General features: G+C 66.0%; 15 protein-coding genes and 1 pseudogene. 12 read left to right on the top strand and 4 right to left on the bottom strand.

The window, feature by feature from the left end; genetic code table 11:
- Positions 1-84: 84 nt before the first annotated feature.
- Positions 85-4,236 (top strand): annotated as a pseudogene (locus tag WCE05_RS15320) (DEAD/DEAH box helicase); the annotation flags it as partial.
- A 64-nt stretch (positions 4,237-4,300) separates the two neighbouring features.
- Here WCE05_RS15320 and WCE05_RS15325 read toward each other — a convergent pair.
- A complete protein-coding gene (locus tag WCE05_RS15325; RefSeq protein ID WP_225788105.1) occupies positions 4,301-4,561 on the bottom strand; it encodes a type B 50S ribosomal protein L31 in 261 nt (86 codons plus the stop codon).
- A 178-nt stretch (positions 4,562-4,739) separates the two neighbouring features.
- On the opposite strand from WCE05_RS15325, the gene WCE05_RS15330 reads away from it, so the two are divergent.
- The gene (locus WCE05_RS15330; RefSeq protein ID WP_253168352.1) at positions 4,740-6,359 is read left to right on the top strand and encodes an FMN-binding glutamate synthase family protein; all 1,620 of its coding nucleotides are present in this window, start codon (positions 4,740-4,742) and stop codon (positions 6,357-6,359) included.
- 48 nt (positions 6,360-6,407) lie between these two features.
- On the opposite strand, the gene WCE05_RS15335 is transcribed toward WCE05_RS15330, so the two are convergent.
- Positions 6,408-7,829, bottom strand: coding sequence for an amino acid permease (locus tag WCE05_RS15335; RefSeq protein WP_253168353.1), 1,422 nt, complete (start codon positions 7,827-7,829; stop codon positions 6,408-6,410).
- Between the two features lie 427 nt (positions 7,830-8,256).
- Here WCE05_RS15335 and WCE05_RS15340 point away from each other — a divergent pair, with 427 nt between their 5' ends.
- The 3 genes from WCE05_RS15340 to WCE05_RS15350 all read left to right on the top strand — a co-directional run bounded on the left by WCE05_RS15340 (position 8,257) and on the right by WCE05_RS15350 (position 12,797).
- On the top strand, positions 8,257-11,379 hold the full coding sequence (locus WCE05_RS15340) for a transglycosylase domain-containing protein (RefSeq protein ID WP_368816139.1): 3,123 nt from the start codon (positions 8,257-8,259) through the stop codon (positions 11,377-11,379).
- Between the two features lie 126 nt (positions 11,380-11,505).
- Entirely contained in the window at positions 11,506-12,039 is a 534-nt protein-coding gene (locus WCE05_RS15345; RefSeq protein WP_225788101.1) for a PadR family transcriptional regulator, read from the top strand.
- On the top strand, positions 12,036-12,797 hold the full coding sequence (locus tag WCE05_RS15350) for a siderophore-interacting protein (protein WP_225788100.1): 762 nt from the start codon (positions 12,036-12,038) through the stop codon (positions 12,795-12,797). The genes WCE05_RS15345 and WCE05_RS15350 overlap by 4 nt, the downstream gene beginning before the upstream one ends.
- 140 nt (positions 12,798-12,937) lie before the next feature.
- On the opposite strand, the gene WCE05_RS15355 is transcribed toward WCE05_RS15350, so the two are convergent.
- A complete protein-coding gene (locus WCE05_RS15355) occupies positions 12,938-13,588 on the bottom strand; it encodes a Pr6Pr family membrane protein (protein ID WP_225788099.1) in 651 nt (216 codons plus the stop codon).
- Positions 13,589-13,810, bottom strand: a complete 222-nt coding sequence (locus WCE05_RS15360; RefSeq protein ID WP_225788098.1) for a VF530 family DNA-binding protein — start codon at positions 13,808-13,810, stop codon at positions 13,589-13,591.
- Between the two features lie 320 nt (positions 13,811-14,130).
- Between WCE05_RS15360 and WCE05_RS15365 the strand changes: the two genes are divergently transcribed.
- The 7 genes from WCE05_RS15365 (at position 14,131) to cmoB (ending at position 25,158) form a co-directional block, all read left to right on the top strand.
- Positions 14,131-16,185 carry a TonB-dependent receptor gene (locus tag WCE05_RS15365; RefSeq protein ID WP_368816140.1) on the top strand — a complete coding sequence of 685 codons (2,055 nt, stop codon included), beginning with the start codon at positions 14,131-14,133 and terminating at the stop codon, positions 16,183-16,185.
- Positions 16,186-16,500: 315 nt separating this feature from the next.
- Positions 16,501-17,847, top strand: coding sequence for a carbohydrate porin (locus tag WCE05_RS15370; RefSeq protein ID WP_225788096.1), 1,347 nt, complete (start codon positions 16,501-16,503; stop codon positions 17,845-17,847).
- Positions 17,848-17,877: 30 nt separating this feature from the next.
- Positions 17,878-20,289: a glucose/quinate/shikimate family membrane-bound PQQ-dependent dehydrogenase gene (locus tag WCE05_RS15375; RefSeq protein WP_253091437.1), complete on the top strand. Its 2,412-nt coding sequence runs from the start codon at positions 17,878-17,880 to the stop codon at positions 20,287-20,289.
- Positions 20,290-20,439: 150 nt separating this feature from the next.
- The gene (gene lon / locus WCE05_RS15380; RefSeq protein WP_225788094.1) at positions 20,440-22,860 is read left to right on the top strand and encodes an endopeptidase La; all 2,421 of its coding nucleotides are present in this window, start codon (positions 20,440-20,442) and stop codon (positions 22,858-22,860) included.
- Between the two features lie 119 nt (positions 22,861-22,979).
- Positions 22,980-23,372 (top strand): protease inhibitor I42 family protein, encoded by a 393-nt coding sequence (locus WCE05_RS15385; RefSeq protein WP_225788093.1) that lies wholly within the window; start codon positions 22,980-22,982, stop codon positions 23,370-23,372.
- An 89-nt stretch (positions 23,373-23,461) separates the two neighbouring features.
- Positions 23,462-24,205: a carboxy-S-adenosyl-L-methionine synthase CmoA gene (gene cmoA, locus WCE05_RS15390; RefSeq protein WP_225788092.1), complete on the top strand. Its 744-nt coding sequence runs from the start codon at positions 23,462-23,464 to the stop codon at positions 24,203-24,205.
- Positions 24,202-25,158, top strand: a complete 957-nt coding sequence (gene cmoB, locus WCE05_RS15395; RefSeq protein WP_225788091.1) for a tRNA 5-methoxyuridine(34)/uridine 5-oxyacetic acid(34) synthase CmoB — start codon at positions 24,202-24,204, stop codon at positions 25,156-25,158. The genes cmoA and cmoB overlap by 4 nt, the downstream gene beginning before the upstream one ends.
- The last annotated feature ends 4 nt before the right edge of the window (positions 25,159-25,162 follow it).

Genomic DNA, 25,162 nt, shown 5'->3' on the forward strand with positions numbered 1-25,162 from the left:
AAGCGACATCGGGGCTGCGTTGCAGCCCTTTCAGCGGACGAACGGCCCCTTGCCAACCTGTCCCAGGCCCGCCATAAACGACACATGAACCTCCCCGCCCTGCACCACCCGGTGCTCGAACTGTTCCACCCCGCCGTCGGCGCCTGGTTCGGCCAGCAGTTCGCCACCGTGACCGACGCCCAGGCCCGCGCCTGGCCGCTGATCCATGCCGGCCAATCGATGCTGCTCGCCGCGCCGACCGGCTCGGGCAAGACCCTGAGCGCCTTCCTCGCCGTCCTCGACGAACTGCTCCGCCAGGGCCTGGCGCACGCCGGCCCCCTGCCCGCCCAAACCCAGGTGGTGTACGTTTCGCCGCTCAAGGCGCTGTCCAACGATATCCGCCTGAACCTGCAGGCTCCCCTCGAAGGCATCAGCCAGGCCCTGCAAGCCCAGGGCCTCGAAGCGCCGCGCATCACCACCGCGCTGCGCACCGGCGACACCCCGCAGAAGGAGCGTGCCGCCATGCGCAAGCTGGCGCCGCACATCCTGGTGACCACCCCCGAGTCGCTCTATGTACTGCTCGGCTCGGCGTCCGGGCGCGAAGGCCTGGCCAACGTGCACACGGTGATCGTCGACGAGATCCATGCTCTGGCCGGCAACAAGCGCGGCTGCCACCTGGCGTTGACCCTGGAACGCCTGCAGGCGCTGTGCGCCAGGCCCTTGCGGCGTATCGGGCTGTCTGCCACGCAACGACCGGTGGAGCGCGTCGCACACTTCCTGGTGGGGCACGAGCGCCCCTGCGCCATCGTCGACATCGGCCACGCCCGCCGCCGCGACCTGGCCATCGAAGTCCCGCCCGTACCCTTGGGCGCGGTCATGGCCACGGATGTCTGGGACCTGGTCTACGACCGCATCGCCGCCCTGGCCCGCGAGCACCGCACCACGCTGGTGTTCGTCAACACCCGGCGCCTGGCCGAACGCCTGACCCGTCACCTGGGCGAGCGCCTGGGCACGCAGGCGGTGGCGGCGCACCACGGCAGCCTGGCCAAGGAATATCGCCTGGCCGCCGAACAACGCCTCAAGGGTGGTGAGCTGCAGGTCCTGGTGGCCACCGCCTCGCTGGAACTGGGTATCGACATCGGTGACGTCGAACTGGTGTGCCAGATCGCCTCGCCCGGCTCGATCGCGGCCTTCCTGCAACGCGTCGGCCGCTCCGGGCACCAGATCGACGGCGTGCCCAAGGGACGGCTGTTTCCGACCTCGCGGGACGACCTCATCGAATGCGTGGCCCTGCTCGACTGCGTGCGCCGTGGTGAACTGGACGAGCTGCATGTCCCCCGGGCCCCGCTGGACGTGCTCGCCCAGCAGATCGTCGCCGAGGTGAGCAACCAGCCCTGGGCGGAGCAGGCGCTGTACCACTGCCTGCGCCAGGCCACGCCCTACGCGCAGTTGGACGAAGCACACTACCAGGCCGTGCTGCGCATGCTCGCCGAAGGCTTCAATGGCCGCCAGGGCGTACGCAGCGCCTACCTGCACCGCGATGCCGTCAGCGGCTCCCTGCGCGGGCGCCGGGGTAGCCAACTGACCGCGTTGACCTGCGGCGGCACCATCCCCGAGACCGCCGACTATGCCGTGCTGCTCGAGCCGCAGGCGCTGAACATCGGCAGCGTCAACGAAGACTTCGCGGTCGAGAGCATCGCCGGTGACATCTTTCAGCTGGGCAATGCCTCCTACCGCATCCTGCGGGTCGAGCCCGGGCGGGTACGGGTCGAGGACGCCCATGGCCTGCCGCCGACCATCCCGTTCTGGCTGGGCGAAGCTCCCGGGCGCAGTGACGAGCTGTCCGCCGCGGTCGCCCGCCTGCAGGCACGGCTCGATGAACAGTTGCAGCGCAGCGCCGGCGACATCGCCACGGTGCTGGCATGGCTGCAGGAAAACTACGCACTGGCCCCGGACAGCGCCAGCCAGTTGCTCGACTACCTAGGCCGTACCCACCAGGTCCTCGGTGCCCTGCCCTCCCAGCAGACCCTGGTGATGGAGCGCTTCTTCGATGAGTCCGGCGGCACCCAGCTGGTCATCCACTCGCCCTATGGCAGCCGTATCAATCGTGCCTGGGGGCTGGCCCTGCGCAAGCGTTTTTGCCGGACCTTCAATTTCGAACTGCAGGCCGCGGCCAGCGAGGACGCCATCGTGCTGTCGCTGTCCACCAGCCACAGCTTCGAGCTGGACGAGGTCTGGCGCTACCTGGCGAGCCGCAGCGCCGAGCCGATCCTGGTCCAGGCCCTGCTCGACGCCCCGCTGTTCGGGGTGCGCTGGCGCTGGAACGCAGCCGTGGCCCTGGCCTTGCCGCGCTATGTCGGCGGACGCAAAGTGGCGCCGCAGATCCAACGAATGAAAAGCGAGGACCTGGTCGCCGCGGTGTTCCCCGACCAGATCGCTTGCCTCGAGAACATCGTCGGCGAGCGGCAGATCCCCGACCATCCGTTGGTGGCGCAGACCCTCGACGACTGCCTGCACGACGCCATGGATTGCGAAGGCTGGCTGGCCCTGCTGCGGCGCATGGAAAACGGCGAGGTGCGCCTGCTCAGCCGCGACCTGCCCGCCCCTTCGCCACTGGCCTCGGCCATCCTCAATGCACGGCCGTATACCTTCCTCGACGACGCCCCGCTGGAGGAGCGCCGCACCCAGGCCGTGCTCAACCGACGCTGGAACGAGACAAGCAGCAGCGACGACCTGGGCGCGCTGGATCCCGAGGCCATCGCCGCCGTAAGGGACGAAGCCTGGCCGCAACCGGCCAGCACCGACGAGATGCACGAAGCGCTGATGAGCCTGGGTGCGATCAGCCGGGCGGAAGCACAGGCCAATGCTGGCTGGGAGAGCTTGCTCGATCAATTGGCGAAGGCCGATCGCGCCTGCCTGCTGCAGGATGCAGGGCAGGCCCTGTGGCTGGCCCGCGAACGCCTCGACCTGCTGACGGCCCTGTATCCCCTGGGCCGTCTCGAACCACCCCTGGGGCTGCTGCCCGGCTTCGACCAACCGATCGACGCCGATACCGCGCTGACCGAACTGCTGCGTGCCCGGCTCAGCGCTTTCGGCCCGTTGACGGTGACGCAGATCGCCGCGCCCCTGGGCCAGCCGAGCCTGGACATCGAGCAGGCGCTGGCTCGCCTGGAGGGCGAAGGCTATGTGCTGCGTGGTCACTTCAGCCCCGGCCAGCAAGCGCAGCAATGGTGCGAAAGGCACCTGCTGGCGCGCATCCACCGCTACACGATCAAACGCCTGCGCCGGGAGATCGAACCGGTCAGCCTGCAGGACTTCATGCGCTTTCTGTTCGACTGGCAGCACCTGGCCACCGGGACGCGGCTGCGCGGCCCGCAGGCGGTGGCCGAGGCGCTCGGCCAGTTGCAGGGTTTTCCCTGCGCCGCGGGGGCCTGGGAGGCGGAGCTGCTGCCGGCGCGGATCGAGGACTACAGCCGGTACTGGCTGGACGATGCCTGCCGCAGCGGTCAATGGGCCTGGAGCCGGCTGGCCGCCACGGTGTCCACCAGTACGCTGTCCAGCACGCCCCTGGTGCTGCTGCCCCGCGAACACCTCGGGCTGTGGCGCAGCCTGGCCAACACCCCCGACCCCGAGCAATTGGCGCCGCGTGCGCAACGGGTGCACCAGGCTCTTCAGGAGCAGGGTGCGCTGTTCTTCGACGAACTGGCCCACGAGGCCCATCTGCTGCCCAGCGAACTGGAAACGGCGCTGCAGGAACTGGTGGGTTCGGGGTTGGTCGGGGCCGACAGTTTCAGCGGCCTGCGCAGCCTGATCCTGCCGGCGGCGAAGCGCACGTCGCGCAACAGCCGCCGTGGCCATCCGCCGCTGTCCAGCAGCATGGCCCATGCCGGACGCTGGGCGCTGCTCCGGCGTGGGGGCGGCACTGCGGACACCGAGCAGCGCCTGGAACACATCGCCCGTACCTTGCTGCGGCGCTACGGGGTGATCTGTTGGCGCCTGCTGGAACGGGAAAGCGATGTCCTGCCGCCCTGGCGCGACCTGCTGCGCTGCTATCACCGACTGGAGGCGCGAGGGGAGATTCGCGGTGGGCGCTTCATCGCCGGGCTGGCCGGCGAGCAGTTCGCCCTGCCGGAGGCGGTCGGGCTGTTGCGCCAGGTCAGGCGCCGGGGCATGGACGGCGCCTTGGTGATGGTCAGTGCGTGCGACCCGTTGAACCTGCTCGGAACCTTGCTGCCGGGGGCGAAGGTGCCGGCGATGGGGCGCGAAGCGGCCCCAAATGGCAATCAGGCCCCTTAACTGCGAATGAAGCAGCGCAACCGTATCACCTGACCTTGCCGGCAAACCCGGCGAAGCGCTTGTTGAACCCAGCCACCCGCCCTTCGACGGTAGCCTTGCGCTGTTGGCCGGTGTAGACCGGATGCGAGGCGCTGGACACATCCAGGGCCACATAGGGATAGGTCTGGCCATCACTGTGCACCTGGGTACGGTCAGTCTCCACGGTGGAGCCGATCAGGAAATACACATCGGCAGCGGTGTCATGGAACAGCACAGGACGGTAGGCGGGATGAATATCGGGTTTCATGGTGAATCACCTCAGGTTTGAATCGATACTTTATAACATAATTTATCGAGAATGATTTTCGATACCCGAATTTTCATTTTTCTCCTCCCCTGCACGCTGGCAAAGCGCCGTCCAACCGGGCTATGGTCGGGGTTTGCCCAGGCCCTGAGCCTGACCGAGCCATTCGCAAGGACCCCGTATGAGCCTGTCACTTCTCAGTCGCTATGCCTTCTTCGCTGCCTGCGTGTTGTTCACCCTGGCCAGCCTGCCGTTCCTCCACCACGAGTGGCTGTGGCCATTCACCCTGGCCACCGCCGTGCTCAGCCTGATCGGCCTGTTCGACCTGCTGCAGCAACGCCACGCGGTACGGCGCAACTACCCGATCCTCGGCAATATCCGCTACCTGGTCGAAGGCATCCGCCCGGAAATCCGCCAGTACCTGCTGGAAGCCGACAGCGACGCCCTGCCCTTCTCCCGGGCACAGCGCTCGCTGGTCTACGCACGGGCCAAGAACGAAGCCTCGGACAAACCGTTCGGTACCCTCATCGATGTCTATGAGTCTGGCTTCGAGTTCATCGGCCACTCCATGCGCCCGGCGCCACTGGCCGACCCGGCGAGCTTTCGCGTGGAGGTCGGCGGCCCGCAGTGCAGCCAGCCCTACTCGGCGTCGATCTTCAACATCTCGGCCATGAGCTTCGGCTCGCTCAGTGCCAATGCCATCCGTGCGTTGAACCAGGGGGCCAAGCTCGGCAATTTCGCCCATGACACCGGCGAAGGCAGCATCAGCCCGTACCACCGCGAACACGGCGGCGACCTGGTCTGGGAGCTGGGCAGCGGCTACTTCGGCTGCCGCACGCCAGACGGGCGCTTCGACCCCGAGCGCTTCGCCGAACAGGCGCGCAGCCCGCAGGTACGGATGATCGAGATCAAGATGAGCCAAGGCGCCAAGCCCGGCCATGGCGGCATCCTGCCCAAGCACAAGGTGACCAAGGAAATCGCCGAGACCCGCGGCATCCTCATGGGCGAGGACTGCATCTCGCCGTCACGCCACACCGCGTTCTCCACGCCGATCGAGATGATGCAGTTCATCGCCCGCCTGCGCGAGTTGTCCGGCGGCAAGCCAGTGGGTTTCAAGTTCTGCCTGGGCCACCCCTGGGAGTTCATGGGCATCGCCAAGGCCATGCTGGAAACCGGCATCCTGCCGGACTTCATCGTCGTCGACGGCAAGGAGGGTGGCACCGGTGCGGCCCCTGTGGAGTTCACCGACCATATCGGCGTGCCGCTGCGCGAAGGCTTGCTGTTCGTGCACAACACCCTGGTCGGCCTGAACCTGCGCGACAAGATCAAGCTCGGTGCCAGCGGCAAGATCGTCAGCGCCTTCGACATCGCCAGCGTGCTGGCCATCGGTGCCGACTGGGCCAACTCGGCACGCGGCTTCATGTTCGCCATCGGCTGCATCCAGTCGCAGAGCTGCCACACCAACAAGTGCCCGACCGGCGTGGCGACCCAGGATGCCTTGCGCCAGCGTGCGCTGGTGGTCCCCGACAAGGCCCAGCGGGTGCTCAACTTCCACCACAACACCCTGCGCGCCCTGGCCGAGATGCTCGCCGCGGCGGGCCTTGAGCATCCGTCGCAGCTGGAGGCCAAGCACCTGGTGCGACGCATCAGCGCCACCGAGATCAAGCTGTTCTCGCAGATGCACGTGTTCCTCAAGCCCGGTGAATTGCTCACCGGCGAGGTCAATGGCCAGTTCTACTCACGCATGTGGCAACTGGCCCGGGCCGACAGCTTCGAGCCGCACAGCGAGGTGGCGGCCTGAAGCATTCATCGTGGCCTGGGGCTGCTTTGCAGCCCCAGGCCCACTGGGTCAGGAGGCGGTGTTCGCCACCCCTTGCGCTTGGCCCTTGGGCGCCAGGCGGAACACGTGGTACAGCACCGTCAACAGCACCAGGAACGCCGGGCCGATGTACAGCGCCACGCGGGTGTCCTCGAAGTACGCCATCAGCCCCACCACCAGCACCAGGAAGGCCAGCGCCAGGTAGGAACTCAGTGGCCACAGCCACATGCGGTACTTCAGGCCCTGGCGCTCGGCAGTGGAAAGCCCGGCACGGAACTTGAGCTGGGCCAGCAGGATCATCACCCAGGTCCAGATCGCACCGAAGGTGGCGATCGAGGTCACCCAGACGAACACCTTCTCCGGGACCAGGTAGTTGGCCAGCACGCCCAGCAACAGCGCACCGATCGACAGCAGCAGGGCATTGCGCGGTACGCCGTTGTTCGAGGTGCGGGCGAAGATGGACGGTGCCTGGCCGTTCTGCGCCAGGCTATAGAGCATGCGCCCAGTGCTGAAGATACCGCCGTTGCAGGACGACAGCGCGGCGGTGATCACCACGAAGTTGATGATGCCGGCAGCGGTCTTGATCCCCAGGCGCTCGAAGGTCATCACGAACGGGCTGCCCTGGCTGCCGATCTCGTTCCACGGGTAGATCGACAGGATCACGAACAGCGCGCCGACATAGAACAGCAGGATGCGCCAGAACACCGAGCCGATGGCCTGGGGAATGGTCTTCTGTGGGTTGCGCGCTTCACCGGCGGTCAGGCCGATCATTTCCACGCCCAGGTAAGCGAACATCACCATCTGCAGCGACATCAGCACGCCGGTCACGCCGTTGGGCATGAAGCCGCCATTGCTCCACAGGTTGGAAATGCCTACGGCCACGCCGTCGTTGCCGAAACCGAAGGCGATGATGCCGATGCCACCCAGGACCATGGCGATGATGGTGACGATCTTGATCAGGGCGAACCAGAACTCGAACTCGCCGAACGCCTTGACCGCGATCAGGTTGATCGCCCCCATGCTGCCCAGGGCCGCCAGGGCCCAGATCCAGCGCGGTACGTCAGGGAACCAGATGCCCATGTAGATGGCCACGGCGGTGATTTCCGCGACGCAGGTGACCAGCCACAGGAACCAGTAGTTCCAGCCGGTGAGGAAGCCCGCCAGCGGGCCGAGGTAATCCTGGGCGTAGCGGCTGAAGGAACCGGCGACCGGGTTGTGCACGGCCATCTCGCCGAGGGCGCGCATGATCACCAGGATCGCCAGGCCGCCAATGATGTAGGAAAGCATGATCGCGGGGCCGGCCATTTCGATGGCCTTGGCCGAACCGAGGAACAGGCCGACACCGATACAGGCGCCCAGCGCCATCAGACGGATGTGCCGTTCGCCCAGTTCTCGCTTGAGTGGGCCGCCCTGGGCGGTCTCACCATGGGCAGGGTGGTTGCCGACTGGCATAGCAATACAACCTCATTTTGTTATTGGATATGACCTTCGTGCAGAGCCGACCCTGCCGATGGGCCGGGTGTCGTCTTGCCGGGCGAGCCTTGTGGGCCAGCCCGTCCACCGCTGCGCAAGGCAGCCGGCAGGGCGAAGGGGTCGAGCAGTATAGGAATCCGCCGGTAGGGCTTTTCACTATATAAACAAGGAAATTTGGCGAGAATTCTCGGTCAAAAAGCCTTTTGCGGAGGGCATTCAAGCCCTTCCAGCCCCTCTCCACGGATCGGGGCGGCTACCATAGCAACATTGCCGAAGAATGGAAGCAGCACCAAAGCCGCATATTCCCACCTCGGTTTTCGACGCTTCTTACAAATTTTTCACCAAATCCGGCCAACGTCTAAGCTTCAGACAAGCAAGACGAAAATACCCGGCCGGATTGAAGACTATGGGCGCACTGTGGCAATCGGAACCAACCAGAATGGAAGCACCCGAAACACATCTGGCTGAAGCCCCATTGCCAAAGACCCCACGCCAACGCCGCCTGTGGTGGAGGCTGATCGTCCTGGTCCTGCTGCTGGCGATCATCGCCATCGGCTTCGCCGTCTATGACGAAGTGCAGACTTCGAAGCTGCAGTCGCGGGAGTTCAGCCGCCTGGCCAGCACCCTCACCTACTCCCTGGAGCCGGGCCCCAGCGATGCCATCATCTACCCAGGCGACGGCCCGTTCGACAAACGCCTGGGCTACAGTTCGCTGGGCGAGTTCCTGCCACGCCTGCTCAAGCGTGACTATCTGATCAGCGAACAGGTGCGTTTTTCGCCGGCGCTGATGAACTATGTCGAGCACGGCCTGTTCGCGCCCTACGTGGAGAAGATCCAGACCGGCCTGTCGATCACCGACTGCCGCGGCGACACCCTCTATCAATACAAATACCCACAACACCTGTACCCGGACTTCGCCTCGATCCCGCCGGTGATCGTCAACAGCCTGCTGTTCATCGAGAACCGCGAACTGCTCGACCCGAACGATCCACGCAACAACCCAGCCGTGGACTGGCCGCGCTTCGCCAAGGCGGCGTACAGCCAGGTGGCCAAGTACCTGGCCTTGCCCGGCCAGTCCGCTGGCGGCAGCACCCTGGCCACCCAGCTGGAGAAATACCGCCACTCGCCCGACGGGCTGACCGTTTCCGGCGCCGAGAAGATCCGCCAGATGATTTCCGCCAGCGTACGCGCCTACCAGGGCGGGCCGGATACCACGGTGGCGCGCCAACGCATCGTGCGCGACTACCTCAACAGCGTGCCGCTGTCGGCCGTGCCCGGCCATGGCGAAGTGCATGGCATGGCCGAAGGGTTGCGGGTCTGGTATGGCGCCGACTTCGCCCAGGTCAACCGGGCCCTGGCCTCCACCGCCACGGATGCCCAGAGCATGGCCGAGCGCGGCCTGGCCCTGCGTCAGGTGCTGTCGCTGATGATTGCCCAGCGCCGGCCATCCCACTACCTGACCAAGGGCCGGGTAGACCTGGCGCGGCTCACCGATGCGCACATCCGCGTGTTGAGCGCCAATGGCGTGATCGACCAGGCGCTGGCCGATGCGGCACTGGCCAGCAAGGCGGTGTACCGTGACTGGGTGGCCCAGCCGACCATCGTGCCGATCATCACCAACAAGGGCATCAGCCTGGCCCGCAACCGCCTGGCGGCCATGCTCAATCGCCCGCTGTACGACCTCGATCGCCTGGACCTGTCAGCCACCAGTACCCTGCAGGCCGACCTGCAGATGCAGGTCAGCCAGTACCTGAGGAACCTCTCCGACCCCGAGTTCGCCGCCCAGATCGGGCTGATCGGCGAGCGCCTGCTCACGCCCAAGACCACCGATCAGGTGCGCTACAGCTTCACCCTGTTCGAGCGTACGGCCGACGGCTCGCGGGTACGGGTGCAGACCGACAGCACCGACCAGCCGTTCGACATCAACGAAGGCAGCAAGCTGGAGCTCGGTTCGACGGCCAAGCTGCGGGTCCTGACCACCTACCTGGAAATCATCGCCGAACTGCACGACAAGTACGCCGGCAAGCCGGTGGCCGAGCTGAAGCAGGTCGAGGTGGCAGCCCTTGACCGCATCACCCGCTGGTCGCTGGACTGGCTGATGCAGAACAGCAAGGACCAGAACCTCGACGCCATGCTCGATGCCGCCCTGGAGCGCAAGTATTCGGCCAACACCGGCGAAGCCTTCTTCACCGGCGGCGGCATGCATGTGTTCAACAACTTCCGCAAGGAAGACAACAGCCGCAACCCGACCCTCAAGGTGGCCCTGCGCGAGTCGATCAACCTGCCGTTCATCCGCCTGATGCGCGACCTGGTCCGCTACGTCACCTACCAGCAGCCCTACAACCGCGAGCCGCTGCTCAAGGACGATGCCGACCCGCGCCGCCAGGAGTACCTGGCCCGCTTCGCCGATCGCGAAGGCACCAGCTACCTGATGCGCTTCTGGCGCAAGTACCAGCGCAAGACCTCCCAGCAGCGCCTGGACACCTTCCTCGACAGCATGCGCGTCACCCCGCAGCGCCTGGCCGCGGTGCACCGCTACCTGTTTCCCGAGGCCGGCCAGGAAACCTTCAACGCCTTCGTCCGCGCCCATAGCCAGAAGGACAAGCAAGCCCTGGCCAAGCTCACCGACGGGCGCCTGTCGCAGATGTACGATGCCTATGGCCCCGGCAAGTACGACCTGCCCGACCAGGGCTACATCGCCAAGGTCCACCCGCTGGACCTATGGCTGCTCGGCTACCTGCTGAAGAACCCCGGCGCCTCGCTCACCGAGACCATCAACGCCAGCCGCTTCGAGCGCCAGGAGGTCTACAGCTGGTTGTTCAAGAGCCGCCACCAGGGGGCCCGCGACAGCCGCATCCGCACCATGGTCGAGATCGAGGCCTTCCTGGATATCCACCAGCGCTGGAAGCGCGTGGGCTATCCGTTCGACCACCTGGTGCCGTCCCTGGCCACGGCCATCGGCAGCTCCGGCGACCGCCCCGCGGCGTTGTCCGAGCTGGTCGGCATCATCCAGAACGATGGCGTGCGCCTGCCTACCCTGCGCATCGACACCCTGCACTTCGCCGCCGATACACCCTACGAGACCAAGCTGATCAGCGACCCGGACCGTGGCCAGCGGATCCTCCCGGTGGAAGTCGCCCGGGCCCTGAAGGGCGCCCTGTCGCAGGTGGTCGATGCCGGTACCGCGCGGCGCATCTCCGGCAGCTTCAAGCTGCACGACGGCACCTCGCTGGTGATGGGCGGCAAGACCGGCACCGGCGACAACCGCATCGAAAGCTTCGGCGCCGGCGGCCGGCTGATCGCTTCGCGCTCGCTCAACCGTACTGCCACCTTCGTGTTCTTCCTCGGCGACAACCACTTCGGCACCCTCACCGCCTTCGTCCCAGGGCGCGCGGCCGAAGCGTTCAAGTTCACCTCGGCCCTGCCGGTGCAGGTGCTCAAGGGCATGGCGCCGATCCTCATGCCGTACCTGGAACCGGGCAGCGCCACCCAATGCAAGGCGCCGGAGGTCGCGCACGCGGCCCCTTGAATGGGCATTACCCGAGCCCTGGGAAATGCATCGAATATCCAGATGATAATCATCATCATTCACGGCTTGTCTAAAGATATATCTTGAGTAATATCTAGCGATATATCGTCAAAGACGGAGCCTTGCATGCGTGACCATGACCCATTCGAACGCCGCCCTGGTCGCGGCGAGCGCGGCCCTCGAGTGTTCGCCCCGGGCGATCTCAAGCTCCTGCTGCTGTCGATGCTCGCCGAACAACCCGGCCACGGCTACGACCTGATCCGCCAGATCGAAAGCCTCTTCGATGGTAGCTACAGCCCCAGCCCAGGGGTGATCTACCCGACCCTCAATTTCCTCGAGGAGGCCGAACTCATCAGCGGCCAGGTGCAGGGCAGCAAACGTCTCTACGCCATCACCGACAGCGGCCGCGACGCCCTGCTCGCCCAGGCTGTGGCGCTGGACGGCGTGCGCATGCGTATTGAGGTGAGCAAGCGCGCCTTGCGTGGCCATGACCGCCCCCCACAAATCCACGAAGCCGTCGGCAACCTGCGCCACGCGCTGCACATGCACAGCGGACGCTGGTCGCCCGAAGAGATCGAGCGGGTGCGCACGCTGCTCAACGACACTGCCAAGGCCATCGCCTCCGGGCCGGCCGATTCCGTTCAGGAGAACACCCCATGAGCGACACCATCCACCGCGTCAACCACACGATCAAGCAACGCCGCCTGCAGGTACTGCGGGTCACCGAGCTGACCCCGCGCATGCGCCGCATCACCCTCGGCGGCCCTGAGCTCGCCGGCTTCACCAGCCTCGGCAGCGACGACCACATCAAGCTGTTGTTCGCCCTCACGCCCGAGCAGCAACAAGCCATCGATGCCCGCGACCTGGGCCGCGACGGCGGCGCTCGCCCGACCATGCGCGAATACACGCCACGGCGTATCGACCTGCAGGCCAACGAGCTGGACATCGACTTCGTCCTGCATGGCGACGGCCCCGCCTCCACCTGGGCGGCCCAGGCCACGCCAGGCCAGACCCTGGACATCGCCGGCCCGCGCGCCTCGATGGTGGTGCCGGACATCTTCGATAGCTACCTGCTGGTCGGCGACGAGACCGCCATTCCCGCCATCGCCCGGCGCCTGGAGGAACTGCCGACCGGCCGCCAGGTACTGGCGGTGATCCAGGTCGAGGATGAACAGGAACGCCAGCCACTACCGAGCAAGGCCCAGGTGGAAGTGATCTGGGTGCGTCGCCACGAGGAAGACCTGCTCGACCGGGTGCGACACCTGGCACTGCCAGCGGGCCGGCTGTACGGCTGGATCGCCCTGGAAAGAACCCTGACCCGCCAGGCCAAGGCGTTGCTGCTGGAGAAAGGTGTGCCCGAGGATGCCTTGAAGGCTGCGGCCTACTGGCGTGTGGACGGTAGCGCTGACGACGAATGAGGTTTGCAGCCCCGATGCCGTTTGGGGCCGCTTCGCGCCCCATCGCCGGCAAGCCCTCCCCTAGAGGGCCCCTGCAAAGCGCATCATTTGTGGTCGACTCGGCCCCTGTGGGAGTTGCCCACGAATGGGGCCCCAGCGATTCACCGCGACTGCGCCATCCCCGGCAACCGCCTGCCCCGCCAACGATCCACCCCCAGCAGCACCAGGCCGATGCCCCAGAACCCCACCAGTACCCCCAGGGCATTGAGCATCACCTGCCCGTACCCCAGGCTGGCCACATCGATGAACGGATAGGCATACACCCCGATCTCGTGCCCACGCCACAGGGCAAAGGCGAAGTACAGCGCCGGGTACAGGCTCCAGGCCGGCAAGTGCCAGAGCCGCAGACTGCCCTTGGGTACCTCGAGCCACCAGTACAGGACGAACACCAACGGCATCACGTCGTGCAGCAGTGCATCCGCCAGCCATTGCCACCCCTGCGGCTGCCAGAGGTGCCGCAGCAACAGGTTGTAGGCCACGGCGACCAGGACGATGCTCGTGGCAATCCCCGAACTCACCATGGGTGAAAGAAAGATCCCCCTCGCCCGCGACGCCCTGCCAAAGGCCCGGTAGCTCAGCACCGTGGCCACCAGGGTATTGGTCAATACCGTGAAATAGCCGAACACATTGATCAGGCCGCCGACCAGGCTGGCCTGCTCCTGCCAACGCGCCAGCAGCACCAGCCAGACCTGTATCGCCAGGCCGCTCCAGCCAAGCAGCGCGGCCAGGACCAGCCAGGGATGACGCGGCATTCAGCCGGCCCGCTGCAGCTTCACGTAGAGCTGCTCGACCCGCTCTCGGGCCCAGGGTGTCTTGCGCAGGAAGGTCAGGCTCGACTTGATGCTCGGGTTGCTCTTGAAACAGCGGATGTCGATGCGCTCGGCCAGGCCCTGCCACTGGTAGTGGGCCACCAGCTCGGTGAGGATCTGCTCCAGCGTCTTGCCGTGCAGTGCGTTGTGTTGGGCCGTGCTCATGCCAGTGCTCCAGCGGTGAAAAGATGCGCACCTTACACGAGTCTAGCGGCCGGTGGGGCTGGCGGAGCGGTTCCAGGCAGATGGGGCCGGCAGCTGCCGGTTGCCATTTTGCGGTCCATCGCCGGCAAGCCGGCGCCCACAGGGTTCGAGTCGATCCCCCCATGATGATGCGGTTCGCCCAAGACCCTGGGCGCGGCTTGCCCGCGAAGGGGCCGGCATCGACGACACAAAACCCCTGGCCAGAGGCCATACCCTTGTGCTGAAATAGTGATGTTATATTGTAACAGCACAACTATTCTGCCAAGGAACGTCACAGCCCCATGCTTCACATGCCCTTGCGTCTCTCCCCACTCGCCGTCGCGCTCTGGCTGGCCTCGACGCCCAGCCAGGCGGTGGAACTGGAACCCCAGGTGATCACCGCCAACCCGCTGGGCAGCCGCCAACTGGCCACGCCGAGCACCGTCCTCGAAGGCGACGACCTGCTGCAACAGCAGCAGGGCAGCCTCGGCGAAACCCTCAACAAACAACCCGGTGTCGCCTCCACCTGGTTCGGGCCCGGCGCCAGCCGCCCGGTGATCCGTGGCCTGGACGGCGACCGTATCCGCATCCTGCACAACGGCGTGGGCGCCCTGGACGCCTCGTCCCTGTCCTATGACCATGCCGTGCCCCTGGACCCGGTCAATGTCGAGCGCATCGAAATCGTCCGGGGCCCGGCCGCCCTGCTCTACGGCGGCAATGCCATCGGTGGCGTGGTCAATACCTTCGACAACCGCATTCCCGACTCGCCCATCGACGGCATCCACGGTGCCGGCGAACTGCGCTATGGCGGCGCCGACACCACCCGCAGCAGCGCCGGCAAGCTGGAAGCCGGCAACGGCGCCTTCGCCCTGCACCTGGATGCCAACAGCCGCCAGTTCAACGACCTGCGCATCCCAGGCTACGCCCGCAGCTCCAAGGTCCGCGATGCCGACGAACCGGGCAGCCGCCACCGCCTGGAGAACAGCGACGGACGCCAGGACGGCGGTGCGCTCGGGGGGGCCTACCACTGGGACCACGGCTATGCCGGCCTGTCCTACAGCCGCTACGACAGCAACTATGGCTCGGTGGCCGAGCCCGGCGTACGCCTGGACATGCAGCAGGACCACTACGGCTTCGCCTCGGAGCTGCGCGACCTGCAAGGCCCGTTCAGCTCGGTCAAGGTCGATGCCGGCTACACCGACTACGAACACCGCGAGATCGAAAGCGGCGAAGTGCATACCACCTTCAAGAACAAGGGCTACGAAGCCCGCATCGAAGCGCGCCACCAGCCACTCGGCCCGGTCGAGGGCGTGATCGGCGCCCAGGTCAGCCGCAACGAGTTCTCCGCCCTGGGTGAGGAAGCCTTCGTCCCGCACACCGACACCGACAGCCTGGCGCTGTTCATGCTCGAACAGTGGCAGGCCAGCGAACGCCTGAACCTGAGCCTGGGTGCGCGCCTGGAACACACCCGGGTCGACCCGGACGCCAAGGGCAACGAGCACTTCATCGGCGCCGACGACGCCAGCAGTTTCACCGCCGCCAGCCTGTCGTCCGGCGCGGTGTACCAGTTCGACCCGGTCTGGTCGCTGGCCGCCAGCCTCGCCTACACCGAACGCGCACCGACCTTCTATGAGCTGTACGCCAACGGCGCACACGTGGCCACCGGCGCCTACGAAGTGGGCGACCCAGGCCTGAACAAGGAAAAGGCCATCTCCGGCGACCTGGCACTGCGCTTCGACAATGGCACCCACAAGGGCAGCGTCGGAGTGTTCTACAGCCACTTTCGCAACTACATCGGCCTGATCGGCAGCGGCAACCTGCGCGAAGGTCACGATCACGATCATGACCATGACGACGATCACGACCATGACCACGAACATGAGCACGGCGACATTCCCGAGTACCTGTACCAGGGCGTGCGCGCTCGCTTCTACGGCATCGAGGCCCAGGACCGCTGGCAACTGGCCGAGAACCGCTATGGCAGCTTCGCCCTGGAGCTGTCTGGCGATTACACCCGGGCCAAGAACCTCGACAGCGGCGAGCCGCTGCCGCGCATCGCGCCGTTGCGCCTGAACAGTGCCCTGCTCTGGGAGCGCGATCGCTGGCAGGCGCGCGTCGACGTCCAGCATGCCGCCTCCCAGCACCGCAAGCCGTCGAACGAGACCAGCACCGATGGCTACACCACCCTCGGTGCCAGCCTCGGTTATCGCTTCGACATCGGCCAGAGCCAGTGGCTGGCGTTCGTGCGGGGCGAGAACCTGACCGACCAGACCGTGCGCTACGCCAGCTCGATCCTGCGGGATATCGCCCCGGCGCCGGGGCGTAGCGTCCAGGTGGGGTTGCGTACGTCCTTCTGATCGCAAGGGGGCGCTGTGCGCCCCATTCGCCGGCAAGCCGGCTCTCAGGTCCGGCGCCGACCTCAAGAACGGCGCGGTCCCTGTGTGCGCAGCTTGCCGGATAGGCTGCGAAGCAGCCCCCGACGCGCCCGACTGTTACCCCAGCGACAACAATCCCCTGCGACATTTTGTCTTTTTTTCTTACAACTTCCCCTATATCCTCCTCGCCACACGCTGAAACGCTTCACCCACGAACCTTGCACGCAATCTCATCGACGGGCCCGTCTCGTCGATGCGTTCGCCGTTTTTTCAATAATCAAAAGATAGCGCTATCTCATGCTCCAACTGCCTCTATCCCGATACCCGGGCCTTGCCCTTGCCACCCTGCTCGGCAGCCTGTCACCCCTCGTCGGCGCCAGTGAAATGTTCGCCAGCGACTCGCCATGGATGCTCGGCGACTGGGACGGCACCCGCAGCGAACTGCTGGAAAAAGGCTACGACTTCACCCTTGGCTATACCGGCGAGATGGGCAGCAACCTGCAGGGTGGCTACGACCATGACCGCACCGCGCGCTACAGCGACCAGTTCACCTTCGCCAGCCACCTGGACCTGGAGAAGATCCTCGGCTGGCACGACGCCGAGTTCCAACTGACGATCACCGAGCGCCATGGCCAGAACATCAGCAATGACCGGATCAACGACCCACGGGTCGGTGGCTTCACCTCGGCCCAGGAAGTCTGGGGCCGTGGCCAGACCTGGCGGCTGACCCAACTGTGGATCAAGCAGAAGTACCTCGACGGCGCCCTGGACGTGAAATTCGGCCGCTTCGGCGAAGGCGAGGACTTCAACAGCTTCCCCTGCGACTTCCAGAACCTGGCGTTCTGCGGCTCCCAGGTGGGCAACTGGGTCGGCGACATCTGGTACAACTGGCCGGTCAGCCAGTGGGCCCTGCGCGTGCGCTACAACCTGCGCGACGACCTCTATGCCCAGGTCGGCCTCTTCGAACAGAATCCCTCCAACCTCGAGTCCGGCAACGGCTTCAAGCTCAGCGGCAGCGGCACGCAAGGCGCCGTGATGCCGGTCGAACTGGTCTGGAGCCCACGGGTCAATGGCCTGAAAGGGGAATATCGCGCCGGCTACTACTACAGTAATGCCAAGGCACAAGATGTTTACCGGGACGACAACGGCCAGGCCGCGGCCCTCAGTGGCCAAGCCTACCGCAGCAGGTCCAGCAAGCACGGCTTCTGGCTCGGCGGCCAGCAGCAGTTGACGTCCCTGGCCTCTGACCAGTCGCGTGGCCTGAGCCTGTTCGCCAATGCCACGTTGCACGACAAGAAGACCAATGCCATCGACAACTATGTTCAGGCAGGTGTGGTGTACAAAGGGCCCTTCGATGCCCGCGCCAAGGACGACATCGGTTTCGCCCTCGCTCGCGTGCACGTCAATCCCGCCTACCGCAAGAACGCGCGCCTCATCAACCAGGCCGCGGGCCTCGACGACTACGACAACCCAGGCTACCTGCCCGTCCAGGACACCGAGTACAGCGCCGAGCTCTACTACGGCATCCACCTGGCCGACTGGCTCACCGTACGCCCCAACCTGCAGTACATCCGCCATCCGGGCGGTGTGTCGCAGGTCGACGCCGCCCTGATCGGCGGCCTGAAGATCCAGAGCAGTTTCTAAACCCACCCTTCGACCTACGGAGAACATACGATGAGCACTGACGGTGCCAAGAATGGAACCCGCTGGCTACCGCGCCTTCTGGGCGTGCTGCTGTTGCTGATGGGCCTGGCCCTGCTGGCCGGCGGCATCAAGCTGAGCCAGTTGGGAGGTTCCCTGTACTACCTGATCGCCGGTATCGGCTTCGCCCTGTCCGGCATCCTGCTGCTGGCCATGCGCCGCATCGCCCTGGGCCTGTACGGCCTGGTGCTGCTGGGCAGCACGCTCTGGGCCCTGTGGGAAGTGGGCCTGGACTGGTGGCAACTGGTGCCGCGCCTGGCCATCTGGTTCGCCATCGGCGTGCTCCTGCTGCTGCCCTGGGCGCGTCGCTCGCTGGTGGGCCCTTCCTCCAAGGTCAACACCGCCGTGCTGAGCCTTGCGGTCGTCGCCTCCGGTGCTACCGCCGTGGCCAGCCAGTTCACCCACCCGGGCGAGATCCATGGCGAACTGGGCCGTGACAGCAGCGAAATGGCCAGCGCCGCCCCGGCGATGCCCGACGGCGAATGGCAGGCCTACGGCCGTACCGAGCATGGCGATCGCTACTCGCCGCTGCGCCAGATCACCCCACAGAACGTCTACCGCCTGGAGGAAGCCTGGCGCATCCGCACCGGCGACCTGCCGACCGAAAACGACCCGGTGGAGCTGACCAACCAGAACACCCCGCTGAAGGTCAACGGCATGCTCTATGCCTGCACCGCCCACAGCAGGCTGCTGGCCCTGGACCCGGACACCGGTGCCGAGATCTGGCGCTACGACCCGCAGATCAAAAGCCCAGTGGGCACCTTCAAGGGCTTCGCCCACATGACCTGCCGTGGCGTCTCCTACTATGACGAGAACCGCTACGTCAGCCGCGACGGCAGCCCGGCGCCGAAGATCTCCGACGCGGGCCTGGCAGTCGCCCAGGCCTGCCCGCGCCGGCTCTACCTGCCTACCGCCGACGCCCGCCTGATCGCCATCAACGCCGACACCGGCAAGGTCTGCGAAGGCTTCGCCAACCAGGGCGTGATCGACCTGACCACCGGCATCGGCCCGTTCACCGCCGGCGGCTACTACTCCACCTCGCCCGCGGCGATCACCCGTGACCTGGTGATCATCGGCGGCCACGTCACCGACAACGAGTCGACCAACGAGCCGTCCGGGGTGATCCGCGCCTACGACGTGCACGACGGCCGCCTGGTGTGGAACTGGGACAGCAACAACCCGGACGACACCAAGCCCCTGGCCGCCGGCCAGATGTACAGCCGCAACTCGGCCAACATGTGGTCGATCGCCAGCGTCGACGAAGACCTTGGCATGATCTACCTGCCCCTGGGCAACCAGACCCCGGACCAGTGGGGCGCCGACCGCACCCCAGGCGCCGAGAAGTACAGCGCCGGCATCGTCGCCCTGGACCTGGCCAGCGGCAAGGTGCGCTGGAACTACCAGTTCACCCACCACGACCTGTGGGACATGGACGTGGGCAGCCAGCCGACCCTGGTCCACCTGAAGACCGACGACGGCATCAAGCCAGCGGTCATCGTGCCGACCAAGCAGGGCAGCCTGTACGTGCTCGATCGCCGCGACGGCACGCCGATCGTGCCGATCCGCGAGATCCCGGTGCCGCAAGGTGCCGTCAAGGGCGACCGTACCGCGCCGACCCAGGCCCGCTCCGACCTCAACCTGCTCGGCCCTGAGCTGACCGAACAGGCCATGTGGGGCGCCACGCCGTTCGACCAGATGCTCTGCCGCATCCAGTTCCGCGAGCTGCGCTACGAAGGCCAGTACACCCCGCCCTCCGAGCAGGGCACCCTGGTCTACCCGGGCAACGTCGGCGTGTTCAACTGGGGCAGCGTATCGGTCGATCCGGTGCGCCAACTGCTGTTCACCACCCCGAACTACATGGCCTTCGTGTCGAAGATGGTACCTCGCGAGAAAGTCGCCGCCGGCAGCAAGCGCGAGAGCGAGACCAGCGGCGTGCAACCGAACACCGGCGCACCCTACGCGGTGATCATGCACCCGTTCATGTCGCCGCTGGGCGTACCTTGCCAGGCACCGGCCTGGGGCTACGTGGCAGCCATCGACCTGTTCACCAACAAGGTGGTGTGGAAGCGCAAGAACGGCACCACCCGCGACAGCACCCCGGTGCCGATCGGCCTGCCGGTAGGTGTGCCGAGCATGGGCGGCTCGATCGTCACCGCCGGCGGCGTGGGCTTCCTCAGCGGCACCCTGGACCAGTACCTGCGTGCCTATGACGTGAACAACGGCAAGGAGCTGTGGAAAGCCCGCCTGCCGGCAGGCGGCCAGGCCACGCCGATGACCTACACCGGCAAGGATGGCAAGCAGTACGTGCTGGTCACCGCCGGAGGCCACGGCTCGCTGGGCACGAAGATGGGCGACTACATCATCGCCTACAAGCTCGCCGAGTAAGCTGCAAGCTGCAAGCTGCAAGAAGAAAGTGGAGCATGCACGATCTGCTTCTTCTTGCAGCTTGAAGTGAAGCGCCTTGCCCCTGGGACGGGTTGAAACCCGTCCTCCCCCGCCCCATCTAAGCACCATAGCCATTCACGCAGGTGCCCCATGAGCGACCAGCAGGATTTCCCGGAACATCCCGACGAACACAGCGAAGTCGAGCATCTCGAAGCCAAGGCCACCACCGGCCACCACCTCGCCCTGCCCGGCCAGCAACTGCCGGACAAGGTCTACGTGATCCCGATCCACAACCGCCCGTTCTTCCCGGCCCAGGTGCTGCCGGTGATCGTCAATGAAGAGCCCTGGGCGGAAACCCTCGACCTGGTGGCCAAGACGCCCCACCACTCCCTGGCCCTGTTCTTCATGGACACCCCGCCAGAAGACCATCGCCATTTCGATACCTCGGCCCTGCCGCAGTACGGCACCCTGGTCAAGGTCCACCACGCCAGCCGCGAGAACGGCAAGCTGCAGTTCGTCGCCCAGGGCCTGACCCGGGTACGCATCCGTACCTGGCTCAAGCACCATCGTCCACCCTACCTGGTAGAGGTCGACTACCCCCGCCAGCCGGCCGAGCCGACCGACGAGGTCAAGGCCTACGGCATGGCCCTGATCAACGCGATCAAGGAGCTGCTGCCGCTGAACCCGCTGTACAGCGAGGAGCTGAAGAACTACCTCAACCGCTTCAGCCCCAACGACCCGTCGCCGCTGACCGACTTCGCCGCGGCACTCACCTCCGCCACCGGCGCCCAACTGCAGGAAGTGCTCGACTGCGTGCCGATGCTCAAGCGCATGGAAAAGGTCCTGCCGATGCTGCGCAAGGAGGTCGAGGTCGCGCGCCTGCAGAACGAGATCTCCGCCGAGGTCAACCGGCAGATCGGCGAGCACCAGCGCGAATTCTTCCTCAAGGAGCAGCTCAAGGTCATCCAGCAGGAACTGGGCCTGACCAAGGACGACCGCAGCGCCGACCTGGAGCAGTTCCAGCAACGCCTGGAGGGCAAGACCCTGCCCGAGTCGGCGAAAAAGCGCATCGACGAGGAAATGAGCAAGCTGGCGATCCTCGAGACCGGTTCGCCGGAATACGCCGTTACCCGCAACTACCTGGAATGGGCCACCGCCCTGCCCTGGGGCGTGTACGGTGCGGACAAGCTCGACCTCAAGCACGCCCGCAAGGTCCTCGACCAGCACCATGCAGGGCTGGACGACATCAAGGAACGCATCCTCGAATTCCTCGCCGTGGGCGCCTGGAAGGGCGAGATCAGCGGCTCGATCGTCCTGTTGGTCGGCCCGCCCGGGGTCGGCAAGACCAGCATCGGCAAGTCGATCGCCGAATCCCTCGGCCGGCCGTTCTACCGCTTCAGCGTCGGCGGCATGCGCGATGAAGCCGAGATCAAGGGCCACCGGCGCACCTACATCGGCGCCCAGCCAGGCAAGCTGGTGCAGGCGCTCAAGGAGGTCGAGGTGATGAACCCGGTGATCATGCTCGACGAGATCGACAAGATGGGCCAGAGCTACCAGGGCGACCCAGCCTCGGCGCTGCTGGAAACCCTGGACCCGGAGCAGAACGTCGACTTCCTCGACCATTACCTGGACCTGCGCCTGGACCTCTCCAAGGTGCTGTTCGTGTGTACCGCCAACACCCTGGACTCGATCCCCGGCCCCCTGCTCGACCGCATGGAGGTGATCCGCCTGTCTGGCTATATCACCGAGGAAAAACTGGCCATCGCCAAGCGCCACCTGTGGCCCAAGCAGTTGGCCAAGGCCGGCGTGGCCAAGAGCAGCCTGGGCATCAGCGACAGCGCCCTGCGCCTGGTGATCGAAGGCTATGCCCGCGAAGCCGGTGTGCGCCAGTTGGAGAAACAACTGGGCAAGCTGGTGCGCAAGGCCGTGGTCAAGCTGCTGGAAGACCCGGACGCCAAGCTCAGGATCGGCCCCAAGGACCTGGAGCCGGCGCTGGGCATGCCGGTGTTCCGCAGCGAACAGGTGCTGGCCGGCAAGGGCGTGATCACCGGCCTTGCCTGGACCAGCATGGGCGGCGCCACCTTGCCGATCGAGGCCACGCGTATCCATACCCTCAACCGTGGTTTCAAGCTGACCGGCAAGCTGGGTGATGTGATGAAGGAGTCCGCTGAGATCGCCTACAGCTATGTCAGTGCCAACCTCAAGCAGTACGGGGGCGACCCTGGTTTCTTCAACGAGGCCTTCATCCACCTGCACGTGCCGGAGGGCGCCACGCCCAAGGACGGCCCCAGCGCCGGCATCACCATGGCCAGCGCCCTGCTGTCCCTGGCCCGCGACCAGTCGCCGAAGAAAGGCGTGGCCATGACCGGCGAGCTGACCCTCACCGGCCAGGTCCTGCCCATTGGCGGAGTGCGCGAGAAAGTGATCGCCGCAAGGCGCCAGAAGATCTTCGAGCTGATCCTGCCGGAAGCCAACCGGGGGGATTTCGAGGAGTTGCCGGACTACCTGCGCGACGGGTTGACGGTGCACTTCGCCAAGCGCTTCGCCGATGTGGCGAAAGTGCTGTTCTGAAGGCCGGCGGCCGCAGTGCGGCCCATTCGCAGCGGTTCGAGGCGAATGGGCCGGCACAGGCTACACATTGATCCGACACCTTCGGTATCCTCAGGCCATCGCCAGCCTCCGGAGCCAACATGACCGTCCTTCGCCTGCTCGTTCCCCTGAGCCTCGCCCTGCTCGCCGCCTGCGCCCAGCAGCCACGCCAGAATGTCGACCTGGACGCCGAGAGCGAATGCCCCAGGCACCTGCAGGTCGGCCAGACGCTGACCCTGACCCTGCCCAGCAATCCCTCCACCGGCTATCGCTGGCTGCTGCAAGACCCCGCTGCGAACATACTGCGCAGCCTCGGCCCCGAGGTCTACAGCGCCCCTGAAGAGGCCGGCATCGTCGGCAGCGCCGGTGTTTCCACCTGGCGCTTCCAGGCCCAGGCCGCCGGCGAGGGCCACCTGATCCTGGTCTACCAGCAACCTTGGGCACCGGAAGTCCGCCCCGTGCAGACCTTCGACTGCACGATCCGGGTGCAATGAGCACACGGCGCCGGTCAGCCAACCATGCAAGCTTGCCGCGGTTTGGCTAGAATGCCGGCCCTCTAGTTTGCCAGCCGCCTGGATCCACCGTGAGCAAAGAACCCGACCGCCTATTCGCCCAGCCCTTGGAGCAGGTGCCCGACTTCGTCTTCAACGAGGATGTGGTGCGGGTGTTCCCGGACATGATCAAGCGCTCGGTGCCCGGTTACCCGACCATCGTCGAGAACCTTGGCGTGCTGGCGGCCCGCTTCGCCCAGCCGCACACGGCCCTCTATGACCTGGGCGCCTCGCTCGGCGCGGTGACCCAGGCCCTGCGCCGCCATGTACGTACCGACGGCTGCCGGGTGATCGCGGTGGACAACTCCGTCGCCATGGTCGAGCGCTGCCGCCAGTACCTCACCGCCCAGGACTCGATGTTCCAGGAACTGCTGCCGGTGCAGGTGCTGGAAGCCGACATCCTCGCCCTGCCGTTCGAACCGGCCTCGGTGGTGGCGATGAATTTCACCCTGCAGTTCATCGCCCCGGAGCAACGCCTGGCACTGCTTGGCCGCATCCACCAGGCCCTGCTGCCCGGCGGTGCGCTGATCCTCTCCGAGAAACTGCGGTTCGAGGATGACCAGGAACAGGCGCTGCTCAACGAACTGCACCTGGACTTCAAGCGTGCCAATGGCTACAGCGAACTGGAAATCGCCCAGAAGCGCAGCGCCATCGAGAACGTGATGAAGCCCGACAGCCTGGAGAGCCACAAGCAACGCCTGCGCGACGCCGGCTTCTCCAAGGTCGTGCCCTGGTTCCAATGCCTCAACTTCGCCTCGCTGATTGCCCTGCCATGATCGATCTGTCCCCTCTCGTCCGCCGCCTGGCGGGTACGCCTCTCGCCACCTGGTCCCAAGGCCTGCAGGCACAACTGGAAGCCAAGCTGGAAAAAGGCCATGGCGATCTCGACCGCTGGCGTGGCGCCCTGGAGGCCCTGCCTGATTTACAGGCGAGCGAAATCGACCTGGCCGACGGCCTGCGCCTGGACTGTGCGTGCGACGACGCTACCCGCGCCGTGCTACACCAGGCACTGATGGGGCTCTCGCCCTGGCGCAAGGGGCCGTTCGACCTGTTCGGCGTGCACGTGGACACCGAATGGCGCTCGGACTGGAAATGGTCGCGAGTCTCCCCGCACCTGGACCTCAAGGGCAAACGCGTGCTCGACGTGGGCTGCGGCAATGGCTACTACCAGTGGCGCATGCTCGGCGCCGGGGCCGACATGGTCATCGGCGTCGACCCCAACTGGCTGTTCTTCTGCCAGTTCCAGGCCGTGCAGAAATACCTGCCCGACCTGCCGGCCTGGCACCTGCCGTTCGCCCTGGAAGACCTGCCCGCCAACCTGGAAGGTTTCGACACGGTCTTTTCCATGGGCGTGTTCTACCATCGCCGCTCGCCCATCGAGCACCTGCTGGCGCTCAAGGACTGCCTGGTCAAGGAGGGCGAGCTGGTGTTGGAAACCCTGGTGATCGAGGGCGACGAACACCAGGTGCTGGTGCCCGAGGACCGCTACGCACAGATGCGCAACGTCTGGTTCCTGCCGTCGGTACCGGCGCTGGAGCGCTGGCTGCGCCGGGCCGGGTTCCGTGACGTGCGCTGTGTCGACCTGAGCGTCACCAGCGTGCAGGAGCAGCGCAGCACCGAGTGGATGCGCTACCAGTCGCTCGGCGACTTCCTCGACCCGCACGACCACAGCCTGACCATCGAAGGCCTGCCAGCCCCGCGTCGGGCGACGCTGCTGGCGCGCAAGTAAGCCA

The organism is Pseudomonas sp. I2, assembly GCF_040984075.1.
GTDB lineage: Bacteria > Pseudomonadota > Gammaproteobacteria > Pseudomonadales > Pseudomonadaceae > Aquipseudomonas > Aquipseudomonas guariconensis_B.